This window comes from Oryzisolibacter sp. LB2S, from assembly GCF_040732315.1.
GTDB lineage: Bacteria > Pseudomonadota > Gammaproteobacteria > Burkholderiales > Burkholderiaceae_C > Alicycliphilus > Alicycliphilus soli.
The window spans coordinates 842,521-859,434 of sequence record NZ_CP160388.1; the positions used below are offsets into that span (position 1 = coordinate 842,521).

16 protein-coding genes are annotated in these 16,914 nt (G+C 64.3%); 12 read left to right on the top strand and 4 right to left on the bottom strand.

Annotated features, from left to right (window positions below; translation table 11 throughout):
- The first annotated feature begins 8 nt into the window (after positions 1-8).
- From nuoG to ABUE11_RS04035, 10 genes are read left to right on the top strand one after another with little or no spacing between them, the layout of a single operon-like run.
- Positions 9-2,129 (top strand): NADH-quinone oxidoreductase subunit NuoG, encoded by a 2,121-nt coding sequence (nuoG, locus tag ABUE11_RS03990; RefSeq protein WP_367067789.1) that lies wholly within the window; start codon positions 9-11, stop codon positions 2,127-2,129.
- The gene (nuoH, locus tag ABUE11_RS03995) at positions 2,126-3,202 is read left to right on the top strand and encodes an NADH-quinone oxidoreductase subunit NuoH (protein WP_367067790.1); all 1,077 of its coding nucleotides are present in this window, start codon (positions 2,126-2,128) and stop codon (positions 3,200-3,202) included. Before nuoG ends, nuoH begins: the two co-directional genes overlap by 4 nt.
- 14 nt (positions 3,203-3,216) lie before the next feature.
- Positions 3,217-3,729 carry an NADH-quinone oxidoreductase subunit NuoI gene (nuoI, locus tag ABUE11_RS04000; protein WP_367067791.1) on the top strand — a complete coding sequence of 171 codons (513 nt, stop codon included), beginning with the start codon at positions 3,217-3,219 and terminating at the stop codon, positions 3,727-3,729.
- A 43-nt stretch (positions 3,730-3,772) separates the two neighbouring features.
- Positions 3,773-4,450, top strand: a complete 678-nt coding sequence (locus ABUE11_RS04005) for an NADH-quinone oxidoreductase subunit J (protein ID WP_367067792.1) — start codon at positions 3,773-3,775, stop codon at positions 4,448-4,450.
- Positions 4,447-4,755, top strand: coding sequence for an NADH-quinone oxidoreductase subunit NuoK (gene nuoK, locus ABUE11_RS04010; RefSeq protein ID WP_367067793.1), 309 nt, complete (start codon positions 4,447-4,449; stop codon positions 4,753-4,755). Before ABUE11_RS04005 ends, nuoK begins: the two co-directional genes overlap by 4 nt.
- A 32-nt stretch (positions 4,756-4,787) precedes the next feature.
- Positions 4,788-6,821: an NADH-quinone oxidoreductase subunit L gene (nuoL, locus tag ABUE11_RS04015; RefSeq protein WP_367067794.1), complete on the top strand. Its 2,034-nt coding sequence runs from the start codon at positions 4,788-4,790 to the stop codon at positions 6,819-6,821.
- A 13-nt stretch (positions 6,822-6,834) separates the two neighbouring features.
- The gene (locus ABUE11_RS04020) at positions 6,835-8,310 is read left to right on the top strand and encodes an NADH-quinone oxidoreductase subunit M (RefSeq protein WP_367067795.1); all 1,476 of its coding nucleotides are present in this window, start codon (positions 6,835-6,837) and stop codon (positions 8,308-8,310) included.
- A 26-nt stretch (positions 8,311-8,336) separates the two neighbouring features.
- Positions 8,337-9,830: an NADH-quinone oxidoreductase subunit NuoN gene (gene nuoN / locus ABUE11_RS04025; RefSeq protein ID WP_367067796.1), complete on the top strand. Its 1,494-nt coding sequence runs from the start codon at positions 8,337-8,339 to the stop codon at positions 9,828-9,830.
- Between the two features lie 20 nt (positions 9,831-9,850).
- On the top strand, positions 9,851-10,174 hold the full coding sequence (locus ABUE11_RS04030; RefSeq protein ID WP_367067797.1) for a DUF2818 family protein: 324 nt from the start codon (positions 9,851-9,853) through the stop codon (positions 10,172-10,174).
- A gap of 11 nt (positions 10,175-10,185) precedes the next feature.
- Positions 10,186-10,647 (top strand): DUF1178 family protein, encoded by a 462-nt coding sequence (locus ABUE11_RS04035; RefSeq protein WP_367067798.1) that lies wholly within the window; start codon positions 10,186-10,188, stop codon positions 10,645-10,647.
- A gap of 13 nt (positions 10,648-10,660) precedes the next feature.
- Here the strand turns inward: ABUE11_RS04035 and ABUE11_RS04040 are convergent, their stop codons facing one another.
- Positions 10,661-10,993, bottom strand: a complete 333-nt coding sequence (locus ABUE11_RS04040; RefSeq protein ID WP_367067799.1) for a hypothetical protein — start codon at positions 10,991-10,993, stop codon at positions 10,661-10,663.
- A 51-nt stretch (positions 10,994-11,044) separates the two neighbouring features.
- On the opposite strand from ABUE11_RS04040, the gene ABUE11_RS04045 reads away from it, so the two are divergent.
- Positions 11,045-11,704 carry an ATP-binding cassette domain-containing protein gene (locus tag ABUE11_RS04045; RefSeq protein ID WP_367067800.1) on the top strand — a complete coding sequence of 220 codons (660 nt, stop codon included), beginning with the start codon at positions 11,045-11,047 and terminating at the stop codon, positions 11,702-11,704.
- Positions 11,705-11,749: 45 nt separating this feature from the next.
- On the opposite strand, the gene gdhA is transcribed toward ABUE11_RS04045, so the two are convergent.
- Positions 11,750-13,093, bottom strand: a complete 1,344-nt coding sequence (gene gdhA, locus ABUE11_RS04050; RefSeq protein WP_367067801.1) for an NADP-specific glutamate dehydrogenase — start codon at positions 13,091-13,093, stop codon at positions 11,750-11,752.
- A 246-nt stretch (positions 13,094-13,339) separates the two neighbouring features.
- On the opposite strand from gdhA, the gene ABUE11_RS04055 reads away from it, so the two are divergent.
- Complete coding sequence (locus ABUE11_RS04055) at positions 13,340-14,509, top strand: glycerophosphodiester phosphodiesterase (protein WP_367067802.1); 1,170 nt, start codon at positions 13,340-13,342, stop codon at positions 14,507-14,509.
- A gap of 3 nt (positions 14,510-14,512) precedes the next feature.
- Here ABUE11_RS04055 and mutL read toward each other — a convergent pair whose 3' ends face one another.
- Together mutL and ABUE11_RS04065 are read right to left on the bottom strand one after the other, a co-directional pair.
- Positions 14,513-16,453, bottom strand: coding sequence for a DNA mismatch repair endonuclease MutL (gene mutL, locus ABUE11_RS04060; RefSeq protein ID WP_367067803.1), 1,941 nt, complete (start codon positions 16,451-16,453; stop codon positions 14,513-14,515).
- Between the two features lie 48 nt (positions 16,454-16,501).
- Positions 16,502-16,765 carry a glycine zipper 2TM domain-containing protein gene (locus tag ABUE11_RS04065; protein WP_367067804.1) on the bottom strand — a complete coding sequence of 88 codons (264 nt, stop codon included), beginning with the start codon at positions 16,763-16,765 and terminating at the stop codon, positions 16,502-16,504.
- Between the last annotated feature and the right edge of the window lie 149 nt (positions 16,766-16,914).

Genomic DNA, 16,914 nt, shown 5'->3' on the forward strand with positions numbered 1-16,914 from the left:
AAAAGCATATGGTTGAAATTGAACTGGACGGTCAGAAGGTGGAGGTCGCCGAGGGCAGCATGGTCATGCATGCAGCCGAGAAGGCCAACGTCTACATTCCGCACTTCTGCTACCACAAGAAGCTCTCCATCGCGGCCAACTGCCGCATGTGCCTGGTGGACGTGGAAAAGGCACCCAAGCCCATGCCCGCCTGCGCCACGCCGGTGACGCAGGGCATGATCGTGCGCACCAAGAGCGACAAGGCCCTGAAGGCGCAGCAATCGGTGATGGAGTTCCTGCTCATCAATCACCCGCTGGATTGCCCCATCTGCGACCAGGGTGGCGAATGCCAGTTGCAGGATCTGGCCGTGGGCTACGGCATGTCGGCATCGCGCTATGGCGAGGAAAAGCGCGTGGTCCTGCGCAAGGACATTGGGCCCCTGATCTCCACCGAAGAGATGACGCGTTGCATTCATTGCACGCGTTGCGTGCGCTTCGGCCAGGAAATCGGCGGAGACATGGAGCTCGGCATGGTCAATCGGGGTGAGCATTCCGAGATCACCACGGTCAAGGGCGATACGGTCGACTCCGAGCTCTCGGGCAACATGATCGACATCTGCCCCGTCGGTGCACTGACCAGCCGGCCCTTCCGCTACAGCGCCCGCACCTGGGAGCTGTCGCGCCGCAAGTCGATCTCCCCGCATGACTCGACGGGTGCGAATCTCATCGTCCAGGTCAAGAATCACAAGGTGATGCGTGTCGTGCCGATGGAGAACGAAGCCGTCAACGAATGCTGGATTGCCGACCGTGACCGTTTCTCCTACGAGGCCCTGAACAGCGACGAGCGCCTGCAGCGCCCCATGCTCAAGCAGGGCGGCCAGTGGCAGGAGGTCGACTGGCAGACGGCCCTGGAATATGTGGCCAATGGCCTCAAGTGCGTGCGCGACAAGCATGGTGCCCGCGCCATTGGTGCCCTGGTCAGTCCGCACAGCACGCTCGAGGAACTGCATCTGGCCACGACGCTGGTGCGCGGCCTGGGCAGCGACAGCATCGACTATCGCCTGCGCAATGCCGAATTCGTGCAGCCTGAGGGCGTCCGTTGGCTCGGCATGCCCATTGCGGCGCTGTCCGACCTGCAGGCCGTGCTCGTGCTCGGCTCCAACCTGCGCAAGGACCATCCGCTGTTTGCACAGCGCATCCGCCAGGCGGCGCGCAAGGGGTGCAAGGTCTTTGCCATCAATGGACGTGCCTATGACTGGGCCTTGCCCGCCGTCCATTCCGTGGTCAACCCTGCCGACTGGACGCAGGCGCTCGCGGACGTGGCCGCGGCCGTTGCTCAGGAAAAAGGTGTCAACCCGCCGGCGCAGGCCGGCTCCGCAAATGCAGAGGCGCTGGCCATTGCCCGCGCGCTGGTCGGCGGCGAGCGCAAGGCCGTGCTCCTCGGCAACGCTGCCGCGCACCATGCGCAGGCAAGCAGCCTGCTGGCCCTGGTGCAATGGATCGCCCAGGAAACCGGCGCGGCGTTCGGCTATCTGACCGAGGCGGCGAACACCGTCGGCGCGCAGCTGGTGAGTGCTCAGCCGCGCCAGGACGGCCTGAATGCGGCTCAGATGCTCGCCGGTCAGGCGAAGGCGCTGCTGTTGCTGAACACCGAGCCCGAGTTCGACAGCGCGGCCGGTGCCAAGGCGGCGCAGGGACTGGCGGATGTGGACATGGTTGTCACGCTCAGCCCGTTCAAGACCAACATGGACGTGAGCGATGTCCTGTTGCCCATCGCACCGTTCACCGAGACATCGGGCAGTTTCGTCAACGCCGAGGGGCGCGTGCAGAGTTTCCACGCCGTCGTGCGACCGCTTGGCGAGACGCGTCCCGCGTGGAAGGTGTTGCGCGTGCTGGCGAACATCATGGGCCTGCAGGGCGTGGACTTCGAATCGTCCCAGGATGTCCTGAACCAGGTGACGGCAGGTGTTGAGCAGTTGTCGGCAGACCAACTGTCCAACACCACCAAGGCACCCATTACCGTCGCACAGGGGCCGTCGCAAGGGCCTGCGGTTGCGAGCATTTATCAGCTGGATGGACTGGTGCGCCGCGCACCGGCCCTGCAACTGACGGCCGACGCGCGTGCGGCACGTGAAGGAGCTGCTGCATGATCGACGCGATTTACAACGGCGGCCTGAACATGGTGGCTGCGAGCTGGTGGTCCAGTATGGCCTGGCCCGTGATCTGGAACCTGATCAAGATCGTGTGCGTCCTCGCTCCGCTGATGGGCGCCGTGGCCTATCTCACGCTGTGGGAACGCAAGCTGCTCGGTTTCATGCAGGCCCGTGTCGGTCCCAACCGCGTGGGCCCGGCTGGTTTGCTGCAGCCGATGGCCGATGGTCTCAAGCTCCTGACCAAGGAAGTGATCCAGCCCACCGCTGCGAGCAAGGGGCTGTTCATTCTGGGGCCCATCATGGCCATCATGCCGGCCCTGGCTGCATGGGTGGTGGTGCCCTTTGCGCCCGATGCGGCCCTGGCCAACGTCAACGCCGGACTGCTGCTGGTCATGGCCGTCGCCTCGATCGAGGTCTATGGCGTGATCATTGCCGGTTGGGCCTCCAATTCCAAGTATGCGCTTCTGGGCGCCCTGCGTGCCTCGGCGCAGATGGTCAGCTACGAGATCGCGATGGGCTTCTGCTTTGTGGTCGTCATCATGGTGACGGGCAGCATGAACCTGACCGACATCGTTTTGAGCCAGGCGCGTGGCGGCATGGCGGACATGGGGTTGACCTTCCTGTCCTGGAACTGGTTGCCGCTGCTGCCGCTCTTCTTCGTGTACCTGATCTCCGGTGTTGCCGAGACCAATCGCCATCCGTTCGACGTGGTCGAGGGCGAGGCGGAGATCGTGGCCGGGCACATGGTCGAGTATTCCGGCATGGGCTTTGCGATTTTCTTCCTGGCCGAATATGCGGCCATGTGGCTGGTGTCGATTCTGGCGGTGCTGATGTTCCTCGGCGGATGGCTGCCACCGGTGGAGGCGCTGGCCTTCATCCCGGGCTGGATCTGGCTTGGAATCAAGACATTCGTGGTGGTGTCCATGTTCATCTGGATTCGCGCCACCTTCCCGCGCTATCGCTATGACCAGATCATGCGTCTGGGTTGGAAGATCTTCATTCCGGTCACCCTGGTGTGGCTGCTGATCGTGGGCGCGTGGTTGATCTCGCCCTGGAACATCTGGAAATAAGCGGGGACACATTCATGTCTGCAGTTGTTGCTCCTGCATCCTTCTCTCTCAAGGATTTCTTCAAGAGCTTCATGCTCTGGGAACTGGCCAAGGGTATGGTGTTGACGGGACGCTACGCGTTCCGTGGCAAGGTCACCGTTCAGTTTCCGGAAGAGAAGACGCCTCTGTCGCCGCGTTTTCGCGGCCTCCATGCGCTGCGTCGATACGACAACGGAGAGGAGCGTTGCATTGCCTGCAAGCTGTGTGAGGCAGTTTGTCCGGCCATGGCCATCACCATCGAGTCCGACGTCCGCGCCGACGGCACACGCCGCACCACGCGCTATGACATCGATCTGACCAAATGCATTTTCTGCGGCTTCTGTGAGGAGAGCTGCCCGGTCGATTCCATCGTCGAAACCCAGATCCTGGAATACCACGGTGAGAAGCGCGGCGATCTGTACTTCACGAAGGACATGCTCCTGGCCGTGGGAGACCGTTACGAGCCCGAGATTGCGGCGGCCAAGGCTGCGGATGCGAAATACCGTTGAGCGGATTGCGTGTCACACCTGACTTTTTGAAAAGACCCGATCCATGGACGTCAAAACCGGATTCTTCTATCTCTTCTCGGCGGTGCTGCTCTTTGCAGCCTTCCGGGTCGTCACGGCGCGCAACCCGGTCCATGCCGTGTTGCATCTGATACTGGCCTTCACTCAGGCTGCGGGCATATGGTTGCTGCTCAAGGCCGAATTCCTGGCCATCGCCCTGGTGCTGGTGTACCTGGGTGCGGTGATGGTGCTGTTCCTGTTCGTGGTCATGATGCTCGACATTCGTTTCGACATCGTGCGCAAGGGATTCTGGAACCATTTCCCCATGGCTGCGCTCATTGGCGCCCTGATAGCGTTTGAGATGGCCGCGATCCTGATGACGGGCTTTCGCGGCGTGGAGGAGGCAAAGCCCGCGCCGGCATTGCTTGACGCCGCGGGTCAGGTTCTGCCGTACTCGAACACCCAGGCCCTGGGCCGACTGATGTACACCGAGTACCTCTACCCGGTGGAGGTGGCTGCTGTCATTCTGTTGGTGGCCATGATTGCTGCCATTGCGCTGACGCTGCGCGAACGCAAGGACGTCAAGGCCAACGACGCGACCGCTCAGCTGCGTGCGCGTGCCAGCGAGCGCCTGGTGATGGTGAAGATGCCCGTGACGCAGGCCGCCCAGGAGCCGGCACCGGTAGAGGGCGAGGCCGCAAGCGCCCAGGAGAAGAAAGCATGACATTGACCCTTGGCCATTTCCTGTCGCTCGGGGCGATGCTGTTTGCCCTCGCGGTGGTGGGTATCTTCCTCAATCGCAAGAACCTCATCGTCCTGCTGATGGCGATCGAGTTGATGCTGCTTGCCGTGAACATCAACTTCGTCGCCTTCTCGTACTACCTTGGCGACATCCACGGGCAGGTCTTCGTTTTCTTCATCCTGACCGTGGCGGCCGCCGAGGCAGCCATTGGCCTGGCCATCTTGGTGCTGCTGTTCCGCAACAAGACCAGCATCAATGCGGAAGACCTCAACATCCTCAAGGGGTGATGGGCTAACCGGTACTTGCAAGGTTCTCAAGAATGAGTCAAACCCTATCTGCTTCGACGCTGCTGGCGGTGCCCCTGGCGCCGCTGGTGGGCTCCCTGCTGGCCGGTGTTCTGGGCACGGCCTTTGGTGGCAACCTGATCGGTCGGCGTGCCTCGCATTCGCTGACCATCCTCGGCGTGTTGGTGTCGTTCGTGCTGTCTGCGCTCACGCTCAGCAGCGTGGTGCTCGATGGCGCCCGCTTCAACGAAACCATCTACACCTGGATGACGGTTGGTGGCCTGAAGATGGAGGTCGGCTTTCTGATCGACAGTCTGACGGCCATGATGATGTGCGTGGTGACCTTCGTGTCGCTCATGGTGCACATCTACACCATCGGCTACATGGAGGAGGATGACGGCTACAACCGCTTCTTCTCTTACATCTCGCTGTTCACGTTCTCCATGTTGATGCTCGTGATGAGCAACAACATGCTGCAGCTTTTCTTCGGCTGGGAAGCCGTGGGCCTTGTTTCCTATCTGCTCATCGGTTTCTGGTTCAACAAGCCATCGGCCATTTTTGCCAACCTGAAGGCCTTTCTGGTCAACCGCGTGGGCGACTTCGGCTTCATTCTTGGAATCGGTCTGATTGCCGCTTACACGGGCAGCTTCAACTATGGCGAGATCTTTGCCAAGAAGCAGGAACTGAGTGGCGTGCTGCTGCCCGGTTCGGACTGGCAGCTCATCACCGTGGCCTGCATCTGTTTGTTCATTGGCGCGATGGGCAAGAGCGCACAGGTGCCGCTGCACGCATGGCTGCCCGATTCCATGGAAGGCCCCACGCCGATTTCCGCGCTGATCCACGCGGCAACCATGGTGACGGCCGGTATCTTCATGGTGTCGCGCATGTCGCCGCTGTTCGAAATGTCGGACGTCGCCCTGAACTTCGTGCTGGTCATCGGCGCGATCACGGCGCTGTTCATGGGCTTCCTCGGCATCATCCAGAACGACATCAAGCGCGTGATCGCCTATTCGACGCTGTCCCAGCTCGGCTACATGACGGTGGCGCTCGGCGTGTCGGCCTACTCGGTGGCCGTGTTCCACCTGATGACCCATGCCTTCTTCAAGGCCTTGCTGTTCCTCGGCGCCGGCTCCGTCATCATGGGCATGCACCACAACCAGGACATTCGCTGGATGGGTGGCCTGCGCAAGTACATGCCCATCACCTGGATCACCTCGCTGCTGGGCTCACTGGCGCTGATCGGTACCCCCTTGTTCTCGGGCTTTTACTCCAAGGAGAACATTATCGAGGCCGCGCGCTTCAGCCAGCTGCCCGGTGCAGGGTTTGCGCATTTCGCCGTGCTTGCCGGTGTGTTCGTCACGGCGTTCTATTCGTTCCGCATGTATTTCCTCGTCTTCCACGGCAAGGAACGCTACGACCAGAACCCCGATGTGCATGAGGATGTGCAGGAGGAGCCCGATCCGCACCACCACCACGGGGACCACTCCAAGCCTCATGAGTCGCCCTGGGTCGTGACGGTGCCTCTGGTGCTGCTGGCCATACCTTCGGTGGTCATCGGCTTCATGTACATACAGCCCATGCTGTTTGGCGACTTCTTCAAGGATGTGATCTTTGTCGACGCGGCCAAGCACCCGGCAATGGCGCAATTGGCGCAGGCCTTCCATGGGCCCGTCGCAATGGCCGTGCATGGCCTGCAGACCGTACCGTTCTGGCTGGCACTGGCAGGCGTGGCACTGTCCTACTACATGTACATCGTCAATCCTGCGCTGCCCGCGGCCATCAAGCGTGCCTGCCAGCCGATCTACACCGTGCTGGAAAACAAGTACTACGCGGATTGGTTCAACGAGCGGGTCATTGCCGCCGGTGCGCGTTGCCTGGGCGTCGGCCTGTGGAAGGGCGCGGACCAGGGCCTGATCGATGGCGCCATCGTCAACGGCTCGTGGAAGGTTGTGGCACGCATTTCGGCCGCATTGCGGCGTGTGCAGACGGGCTTCCTGTACCACTATGCACTGGTCATGATTCTGGGTGTGTTTGTCCTCATGACGTACTTCGTCTGGCTCAACAAATAGGAGCGAATAACAAATGGGTTTGTTGAGTCTAGCCATTTGGACGCCCATCGTTTTCGGCGTCCTGTTGCTTGCCTTCGGCAGTGACAGACATGCACCGGCGGTACGCTGGATCGCCTTGATCGGATCCTTGCTCGGACTGGCGGTCACATTGCCGCTGATCAGCGGCTTCGATACCGGCACGGCGGCGATGCAGTTCGTCGAGAAGGCGCCCTGGATCGCGCGCTTCAACATGCACTACCACCTGGGGGTGGACGGCATCTCGATGTGGTTCGTTCCCCTGACGGCCTTCATCACGGTCATAGTGATCATTGCCTCGTGGGAATCCATCACGGAGCGCGTCTATCAGTACATGGCCGCGTTCCTGATCCTGTCCGGTCTGATGGTCGGTGTGTTCTGCGCGCTCGACGGCATGCTGTTCTACGTCTTCTTCGAGGCGACGCTGATTCCGATGTACCTCATCATCGGCATGTGGGGCGGGCCGAACAAGATCTACGCGGCATTCAAGTTCTTCCTGTACACCCTGCTGGGCTCGCTGCTCACGCTGATCGCCTTCATCTACCTGTACAACCAGGCAGGCGGCAGCTTTGACATCGCGTCCTGGCACAAGCTCCCCCTGGGCGCTACGGCGCAGACGCTGTTGTTCTTTGCCCTGTTCGCGGCGTTTGCCGTGAAGGTACCGATGTGGCCGGTGCACACCTGGCTGCCCGATGTGCACGTGGAGGCGCCCACGGGCGGCTCCGTGGTGCTGGCCGCCATCATGCTCAAGCTTGGCGCCTACGGCTTCCTGCGCTTTTCCCTGCCCATCGCGCCCGATGCCGCGCACGAATGGGCCTGGCTGATGATCACGTTCTCCCTGATCGCGGTGATTTACGTGGGGCTCGTGGCCATCGTGCAGAAGGACATGAAGAAGCTCGTGGCCTACTCGTCGGTCGCGCACATGGGCTTTGTGACGCTGGGCTTTTTCATCTTCAATGACCTGGGCGTGTCGGGTGGCCTCGCACAGATGATTGCGCACGGCTTCGTCTCGGGCGCCATGTTCCTGTGCATCGGCGTGCTCTATGACCGCCTGCACTCGCGCCAGATCGCGGACTACGGCGGTGTGGTGAACCGGATGCCCAAGTTCTCCGCGTTCGCGCTGCTGTTCTTCATGGCCAATTGCGGCCTGCCCGCGACGGCCGGCTTCATCGGCGAGTGGATGGTGATCATCGCCTCCGTGCGTTTCAACTTCTGGACCGGACTGGGCGCCGCCACGGCACTGATCCTCGGCGCCAGCTATTCGTTGTGGATGTACAAGTGCGTCTACCTCGGGCCCGTGACCAACGACAACGTGCGCGGCATGAGCGACATCAACGCACGCGAGTTCCTGGTGCTGGGCGTGCTGGCGATTGCCGTGCTCTACATGGGCATTTATCCCAAGCCTTTCACCGACGTGATGGATGTGTCCGTCGCCGAACTGCTCAGGCATGTGGCGCAATCCAAGCTGAACTGACCGACTAGCGAAGCGAGAGAAACAAGATGATTGACAACATCAGCTGGTTGGCGATTTACCCCGAGATCGTGCTTCTGGTCATGGCCTGCGTGATCGCGCTCGTCGATCTGGGGGTGAGCAGCGCCCGCCGTACCGGCACCTATGTTCTGACCATGCTCACCCTGGCCGTGGTCGCAGCCCTTCAGGGCATGTACGCCAGCAGCGGCAACACCTTCTACGGCTGGAACAACATGGTGGTCAGCGATGCCATGGGCAACTGGCTCAAGTGCTTTGCCACCCTGTCCCTGATGGCCACGCTGGTCTACGGGCGTCCCTATGCCGGTGACCGCGACATGCTGCGCGGCGGTGAGCTGTTCACCCTGACCATGCTCGGCCTGCTGGGTATCTGCGTGCTGATCTCGGCCAACAACTTCCTGGTCATCTACCTGGGGCTGGAGCTGCTGACGCTTTCGAGCTATGCGCTCGTGGCATTGCGCCGGGACCACACGACGGCCACCGAGGCCGCGATGAAGTATTTCGTGCTCGGCGCCATGGCCAGCGGCTTTCTGCTCTATGGCCTGTCGATGGTCTACGGCGCGACCGGGTCCCTCGACATCGGTCAGGTGTTCAAGGCGATCAACGCAGGCCAGATCCGCCATCAGATCCTGGTGTTCGGCGTGGTCTTCATCGTGGCAGGCCTTGCGTTCAAGTTCGGCGCTGTGCCCTTCCACATGTGGATTCCTGACGTCTACCACGGCGCGCCGACCGTGGTCACCCTGATCATCGGCAGCGCGCCGAAGTTCGCCGCGTTCGGCATGGCGATGCGCCTGCTCGTCGATGGCCTGCTGCCGCTGGCGATCGACTGGCAGCAGATGCTTGCGGTGCTGGCGTTCGCATCCTTGCTCGTGGGCAATGTGGCGGGTGTGATGCAGACCAACCTCAAGCGCATGCTGGCCTACTCGACCATCTCGCACATGGGCTTTCTGTTCCTGGGGCTGCTCTCCGGGGTGGTCAACGGCATGGTTGATGCGAACGCCGCCGAGGCGGCTTACAGCTCGGCGATGTTCTACATCGTCACCTATGTGCTGACTGTGCTCCCGGCATTCGGGCTGATTGCCATGCTGGCCCGCGAGGGCTTCGAGAGCGACGAAATCGCCGACCTGGCGGGCCTGAACCAGCGCAGCCCGCTTTATGCCGGCGTGATGGCCGTGTGCATGTTCTCGCTGGCGGGCATTCCTCCGCTCGTGGGCTTCTACGCCAAGCTGTCCGTGCTGCAGGCCCTGGTGGCCTCGGGCCATGCCCTCCATATCGCGCTTGCGGTGTTTGCCGTCGTCATGTCGCTGATCGGCGCCTTCTATTATCTGCGCGTGGTCAAGGTGATGTATTTCGATGCGCCGCTGACGGCTGGTGCCGTGTCCGCACCCTTCGACGCACGCGTGGTGCTGTCCGTGAACGGCGCGCTGATCCTGATCCTCGGCGTGGTGCCCGGCGGCCTCATGGCCCTCTGCGCCGACGCCATCGTTCGCGCGCTGGCGACCTGACCTGATCCTCAGTCCTGTCCATGACCCAGAACGCGGCCATCTGGCTCGTGATCCTGGCCGCCTTCGTGGCGGCCAATCTTCCTTTTCTCAATGATCGCTGGTTGATCGTGGGCGCCCGCGCGAGGAACGGCAAACCGTTCTATGTGCGAGCGCTCGAGATGCTGCTGCTGTACTTTGTGGTCGGTGCGCTGGCCCTCTTCATCGAGAAGCGCGCGGGACAGATCGCCCCGCAGGGCTGGGAGTTTTACGCCGTCACCGCGGCCCTGTTCATTACACTGGCGTTTCCGGGATTCGTCTATCGCTACCTGCTGCATCGCGGACGGTGGCGTCCGGGCGGCGACTGACGGGGACGATCATGAAAGTCTTGGATCTGTTGTGCGCGAGCGACCATGCCTTCGAGGGCTGGTTCGGCAGTGAGGAAGACTATCAGTCCCAACTCGCCAGGGGGCTGGTGCAATGCCCGATGTGCGGCAGCGGCGAGATCCGCAAGGGCCTGAGCGCACCGCGCCTGAACCTGCATGCAGCCTCCACTGCGGCCGAGGAAAGGCGGCAGGTGTCCGCTCCTGAACTCCCCGCCGATGCGTCGCCTCAGGCGCTGCAGGCCGCCTGGCTGCACATGGCCCGACAGGTCATGGCGCGCACCGAAGACGTGGGACAGCGCTTCGCCTCGGAGGCGCGGCGCATGCATTACGGCGAGATCGAGGAGCGCGCCATCCGCGGCCAGGCCACGCCCGAGCAGACGGTGGAATTGCTCGAAGAGGGCATTGCCGTGCTGCCCCTGCTGCTGCCGGAGGTGGCCAAGGAGCCCCTGCAATAGCGCTGGCTGCGCATCATGACTCGGGGGTGAACTCGGCGTTGAACGCCTGGGCAAACGCCGGGCCGCCGGCCAGCGACAAGGTCACGCTCACCCGTTCGTCGGGTTCAGGCTGGGGCGCAGGCAGCAATTGCCCCGATTCCGGGTCGTAATGCATGGCGGCGAGCGGCTGTCCCTCGCGTTCGCATTGCAGGTCATAGTCCCACAGACCGCCGGATTCCACGGGGCCGCGCAAGGGGCCGAACTGCGCGTGCGCCCACGCGAGCAGGGCGCTGACCTCGCCCAGCAACTGTGGCAGGCGCGAGGCGGGCACGCTGGCCACCGCGTCCCAGGTCGAGGTGGCTTCCATGTCCTCGCTATAGTCAAAATCCAGAAAGTGCAGGCGCATGAGGGAGAGCCAATGTCTGTGAATCAACGATCGCCGGGCCATGCCGACTTGGCTGCCGCGCTGGAGCTGAGGCAACTGCGGTTCGGTCATGGCGGCGCGCCCCTGTTCGCGGGGCTGACGGCCGATTTTCCCACCGGCCTGTCACTGATCCTGGGTGGCGATGGCGCGGGAAAGACGAGTCTGCTGCGCCTGATCGCAGGCGATGTCCGCCCCGAGTCGGGGCAGGTGCTTTTCCACGGTGTCGGTGCCGAAGAGCGTCCTCAGGACCATCGCGCCCAGGTGTTCTGGCGTGATCCGCGTGCGCCCTGGCCGGAAGGCATGACGCCGTTGGTGTGGATGGAGGATTGCCGGCGCGCCCATGCAGCGTGGTCGGAGCGGGAATGGGACAGCCATGTTGCCGGCTTTGGGCTCGAGCCCCATCTGCACAAGGCCATGTCGCAGCTGTCCACGGGCAGTCAGCGCAAGGTGCTGCTGGCCGCGGCCCTGGCCAGTGGCGCGCCGCTGACGCTGATCGACGAGCCCGTCGCTGCGCTCGACAGAAGCTCCATCGCCTATCTGACGGCAGCCCTTCGCGCCGAGGCCGAGCTGCCGGGCGAGCCGCGGCGCCTGCTCATCGTGGCCCACTACGAGGCATTCGGTGACCTGCCCTGGCGCCGGACGCTGGCCCTGTAGGGCAGGGCGCACCGCGCGCGGGTGCGCGCAGTGCAAGGGGCAGGATCAGACCACGCCCTGGGCCAGCATGGCGTCGGCCACCTTGACGAAGCCGGCGATGTTGGCGCCGTCGATGTAGCTCACGCTGCCGTCGGCACGCTTGCCATGCTGCAGGCAGGCGCCATGGATGCTCTTCATGATCTGCAGCAGGCGTGCGTCAACCTCCTCGCGCGGCCAGGACAGGCGCAGGGCGTTCTGGCTCATCTCCAGGCCCGAGGTGGCGACGCCGCCGGCGTTGCTTGCCTTGCCGGGCGCATACAGAACGCCCGCCGTCTCGAAGGCCTTGGCCGCCTCGTTGGTCGAAGGCATGTTGGCGCCCTCGGCCACGCACTGCACGCCGTTGGCGATCAGTGTGCGCGCGTCCTGCTCGTTGAGCTCGTTCTGCGTGGCGCTCGGCAGTGCCACGTCGACGGGGATATGCCAGGGCGTCTTGCCGGGCAGGAACTCGGCGCCCACCTTGGCGGCGTAGTCGTTCACGCGGCCGTAGAGGTGGTTCTTCACGTCCATCAGGATGGCGAGCTTTTCCGGCGTGAAGCCCGCCGGGTCGTACACCGTGCCAGAGGAGTCGGACACCGTGACCACCTTGGCGCCGAGCTGCATGGCCTTTTCCACCGAATACTGGGCCACGTTGCCCGAGCCGGAGACGGAAACGGTCTTGCCCTCCAGGCCCTGGCCGCGCGTGGCCAGCATTTCCTGGGCGAAGTACACGCAGCCGTAGCCCGTGGCCTCGGGGCGGATCAGCGAGCCGCCGAACGACAGGCCCTTGCCCGTGAACACGCTGGCGGAGTTGTTCGCGAGCTTCTTGTACATGCCGGCCATGAAGCCGACCTCACGCCCGCCCACGCCAATGTCGCCCGCGGGCACGTCGGTGTCGGGGCCGACATGGCGGAACAGCTCGGTCACGAAGGCCTGGCAGAAGCGCATGACCTCGGTCGGGCTCTTGCCCTTGGGGTCGAAGTCCGAGCCGCCCTTGCCGCCGCCCATGGGCAGGGTGGTCAGCGCGTTCTTGAAGGTCTGCTCGAAAGCCAGGAACTTGAGCACCGACAGATTCACCGAGGGGTGGAAGCGAATGCCGCCCTTGAACGGCCCGACGGCCATGTTGTGCTGGATGCGGTAGCCGCGGTTGACATGCACGTTGCCATGGTCGTCGAACCAGGACACGCGGAACATGATCACGCGCTCGGGCTCGACCAGACGTTCGAGCAGGCCCTGTTCGGCGTAGCGTGGGTGCTTCTCGATGAACGGCCACAGGCTTTCCATGACCTCGGTCACGGCCTGCAGGAATTCAGGCTGACCGGGGTTGCGCTGGGCGAGCTGTTCCAGGAATTGGCCCACGGATTGGTACTTCATAAACGATCTTTCAACAGGGAAAACGAGGAAGGCGGGACGCATGCTGCGGTGCGGCACGCGATTATGCCAAAAAAGCATGCCGCTATGCACCAAATTGGGCATTGCGCCTCACAAGCGGGCACAGGTTTTCCTTGCATGCACTGTCGCCGTGCGTTTTGTTGCCCTCAAATGGGGCGAATGACCGTCTTGTGGCTGTCACATGGCCATGTCACATTGAGCGTTTCAATCAGACTGGAGAAGCAAACCATGCAGGCGACGGGTATCAAGGCGATGGCGGTCTCGCTGCTGGCCGTGGCGGCGCTGGCCGCGTGCGGCGGCAGCGATGGAGAGTCCTACCCCACGCTCGACGGCAGCAAGCCGCTGGTGATCGGGCACCGCGGCGCAAGCGGCTATCTGCCCGACCACACGCTGGAGGGCTACAAGAAGGCCATCGAACTCGGCGCCGACTTCATCGAGCCCGATCTGGTGGCCACCAAGGACGGCGTGCTGGTGGCGCGCCACGAGCCCAACATCACCAGCACCACCGACGTGGCCCAGCGACCCGAATTTGCCAGCCGCAAAACGAAAAAGGTGGTCGATGGCGTGGAGGAGGAGGGCTGGTTTGCCTCCGACTTCACGCTGGCCGAGCTCAAGACCCTGCGCGCCGTCCAGCCCATGGCCGAGCGTGACCAAAGCCACAACGGCAAGTACCAGGTGCCCACCCTCGAGGAGGTGATCGACCTGGCCCAGCAGGAGGGCAAGCGCCTGGGCCGCACGATCGGCGTCTACCCCGAGACCAAGCACCCCACCTACCATGCCAACCTGGGCCTGCCGCTGGAAGACCGGCTGCTTGCCATCCTCAAGGCCTACGGCTACACCAGCAAGACGTCTCCGGTGATCGTGCAGTCGTTTGAGGTGTCCAACCTCAAGTACCTGCGCAGCAAGACCCAGGTGCGTCTGGTGCAGCTGGTGGACGCCTACGACGTGAACCCCGACGGCAGCATGGACCTGACAGCACCCTACGACAAACCCTACGACTTTGCCGTGGCCGGTGACGCGCGCACCTTTGCCAGCCTGCTCACGCCCGAGGGTTTGAAAGAGGTCAAGACCTACGCCGACGGCATAGGCCCGTGGAAGCCGTACCTGATCCCGTCCAAGCAGGTGGATGCCAACAACGACGGCAAGCCCGACGACCTCAACGGCGACGGCAGGATCGACGAGCGCGACCGCGTGATGATGGCCGCCACCGACGTGGTCAAGAACGCCCATGCCGTGGGGCTCATGGTGCACCCCTACACCTTCCGCAGCGAGGCGCGGCGCCTGGCCTCCAGCTTCCGTGGCGACCCCAAGGCCGAGTACCGGCTGTTCTACGAGCTGGGGGTGGACGGCGTGTTCGCCGACTTCCCCGATCACGCCAAGGCCGCGCGCGACGACTGAGCCTCAGCGTCCGCGCAGGAACAGCGCGTCCAGCTCCTTCATCGTGAGCTGGCGCCAGGTGGGGCGGCCGTGGTTGCACTGGTCGGAGCGCTCGGTGACCTCCATCTGGCGCAGCAGGGCGTTCATCTCGTCGATGGTCAGGCGGCGGTTGGCGCGCACCGCGCCATGGCAGGCCATGGTGGCCAGGATCTCATTGCGCGCGCGCTGCACCACGGTGCTGGCGTCATGCTGGCCCAGCTCGGCCAGCACGCTGCGCGCAAGCTCCACCGGGTCACCCTGGGCGAGCGGGGTGGGCACGGCGCGCACGGCCAGGGTGCGAGGCGAGAACGGCACGACCTCCAGCCCCAGCAGGGCCAGCGTGTCGGCATGGGCCTCGGCCGTCGCCACCTCCTCGGGCGTGGCGGCGAAGGTGGCGGGGATCAACAGGGGCTGGCTGGCGATGCGCGCGCCCTGGTCCACCTGGGCCTTGAGGCGCTCGTAGACGATGCGCTCGTGCGCCGCGTGCATGTCCACGATGACCATGCCCTGGGCGCTCTCGGCCAGGATGTACACGCCGTGGATCTGCGCCACGGCACGGCCCAGCGGCCAGTTGGTGTCTGCTGGTGGCGCGGCGGGGGCATTGCCGCTGGCGGTGGCGGCGGCGACGACAGGCATTGCCGCGCGCGGCATGACGTCCGTGGCGGGTGCCGGGGGCTGCGCGGGAGTCGTCGGCGCGCCCCACAGCGCCTGCAGGTCGGATACCTTGTGGCCCGCACGCTCATCAAATTTGATAGCTGTTTGCGCTTGCCATATGGGCGTTTGATGCAATTTTTTTTCTGAATCACCCGCCAGTGAAGCGGCAGGCGCTACAGAAACAGATGCAAGCGCCTGCGCGCGCGGCGCGGCCAGGGCGTTCTCCACGGCGTGGCGCACGGCCTGGTGCACCTCGCGGCTGTCGCGAAAGCGCACCTCGATCTTGGTCGGGTGCACGTTCACGTCCACGCGCTGCGGGTCGATCTGCACGTAGAGCGCGTACACGGGCTGCTTCTGGCCGTGCAGCACGTCCTCGTAGGCGCTGCGCGCGGCGTGCGTCAGCACCTTGTCGCGCACGAAGCGGCCGTTGACGTAGCAGAACTGCTGGTCGGCGCGCGAGCGCGCGGCGTCCGGCAGGCCCGCGCGGCCCGTGACGGTGACGGCGCCCAGGCGCAGCTGGACGGGCAGCGAGTTGGCGATGAAGTCCTCGCCCAGCACGTCGGCCAGGCGCCGCTCGAGTGCCTGCTGCTGCGCGGCCTCGTCGGCATCCGGGGCCAGCGTGGCGCGCCACTGCTCGACCAGCTTGCCCTCATGCCAGATGGCAAAGCCCACGTCGGGCCGCGCGAGCGCGTGGCGGCGCACGGCCTCCACGCAGTGGGCGAGCTCGGTGGCGTCGCTCTTCAGGAACTTGCGCCGCGCGGGGGTGGAGAAGAACAGCTCCTTGACCTCCACGGTCGTGCCTCGGCTGCGCGCCGCGGGGCGCAGCTCGCCGCTGCGCGCGTCGAGCATGAAGGCGCTGGCCTGCTCCGCGGTGCGCGAGAGCAGCGCCATCTCGGACACCGAGGCGATGGCGGCCAGCGCCTCGCCGCGAAAGCCCATGGTGGCGACCGATTCGAGGTCGTGCAGGTTGCTGATCTTGCTCGTGGCGTGGCGGCGCAGCGCCACGGGCAGCTCGGTCTGCGGGATGCCCTGGCCGTCGTCCTCGACGGCAATCAGGCGCACACCGCCGGCCAGCAGGCGCACGGTGATCTGGCTGGCGCCTGCGTCCAGCGCGTTGTCCACCAGCTCGCGCACGGCCGATGCCGGGCGCTCCACCACCTCGCCCGCGGCGATCTGGCTGATCAGCTCATCGGGCAGGTCGCGTATCGGGCGGCGTGGCGCGGCGGTGGGGGAGGCCGAGGAGGCGGGGGAGTCGGGGGGGGGAGCGGTCACGCGGCGATTGTAGGTGCCGGCCCCGTGGACTCCATGGCCTCATGGGTCTCAGTGACGGTGATGGCGGCGCGGGCCGCGGTCGTTGCTCTTGCCGACCTCGTTGCCGATCAGGGCGCCGGCGGCCGCGCCGCCCACGGTGCCCAGCGTCGAGCCGAACACGGCATTGCCCACCAGGCCACCGGCCACGGCGCCCACGCCCGTGCCGATCTGGGCATTGCTCGGGCGATGGGCGCAGCCGCCCAGTGCCAGGGCGCCCAGCAGTGCGGCGGCAATGCCCAGGGCGCGGACGGAGAAGGTGCGATGCAGAATCATGAAACACATTCCTTAGTAGTGGGTATGGGGAGGCGCGCCCGGTACAGTGGTGCGCATGCCTGCACTGTGCAGGCAGGGCGTGAAGTGTGTACGGCCGTTCGGTAGCCAAATGCGAACAAGTGTGTGAAATTGCCAGCGGCCACCGGTGA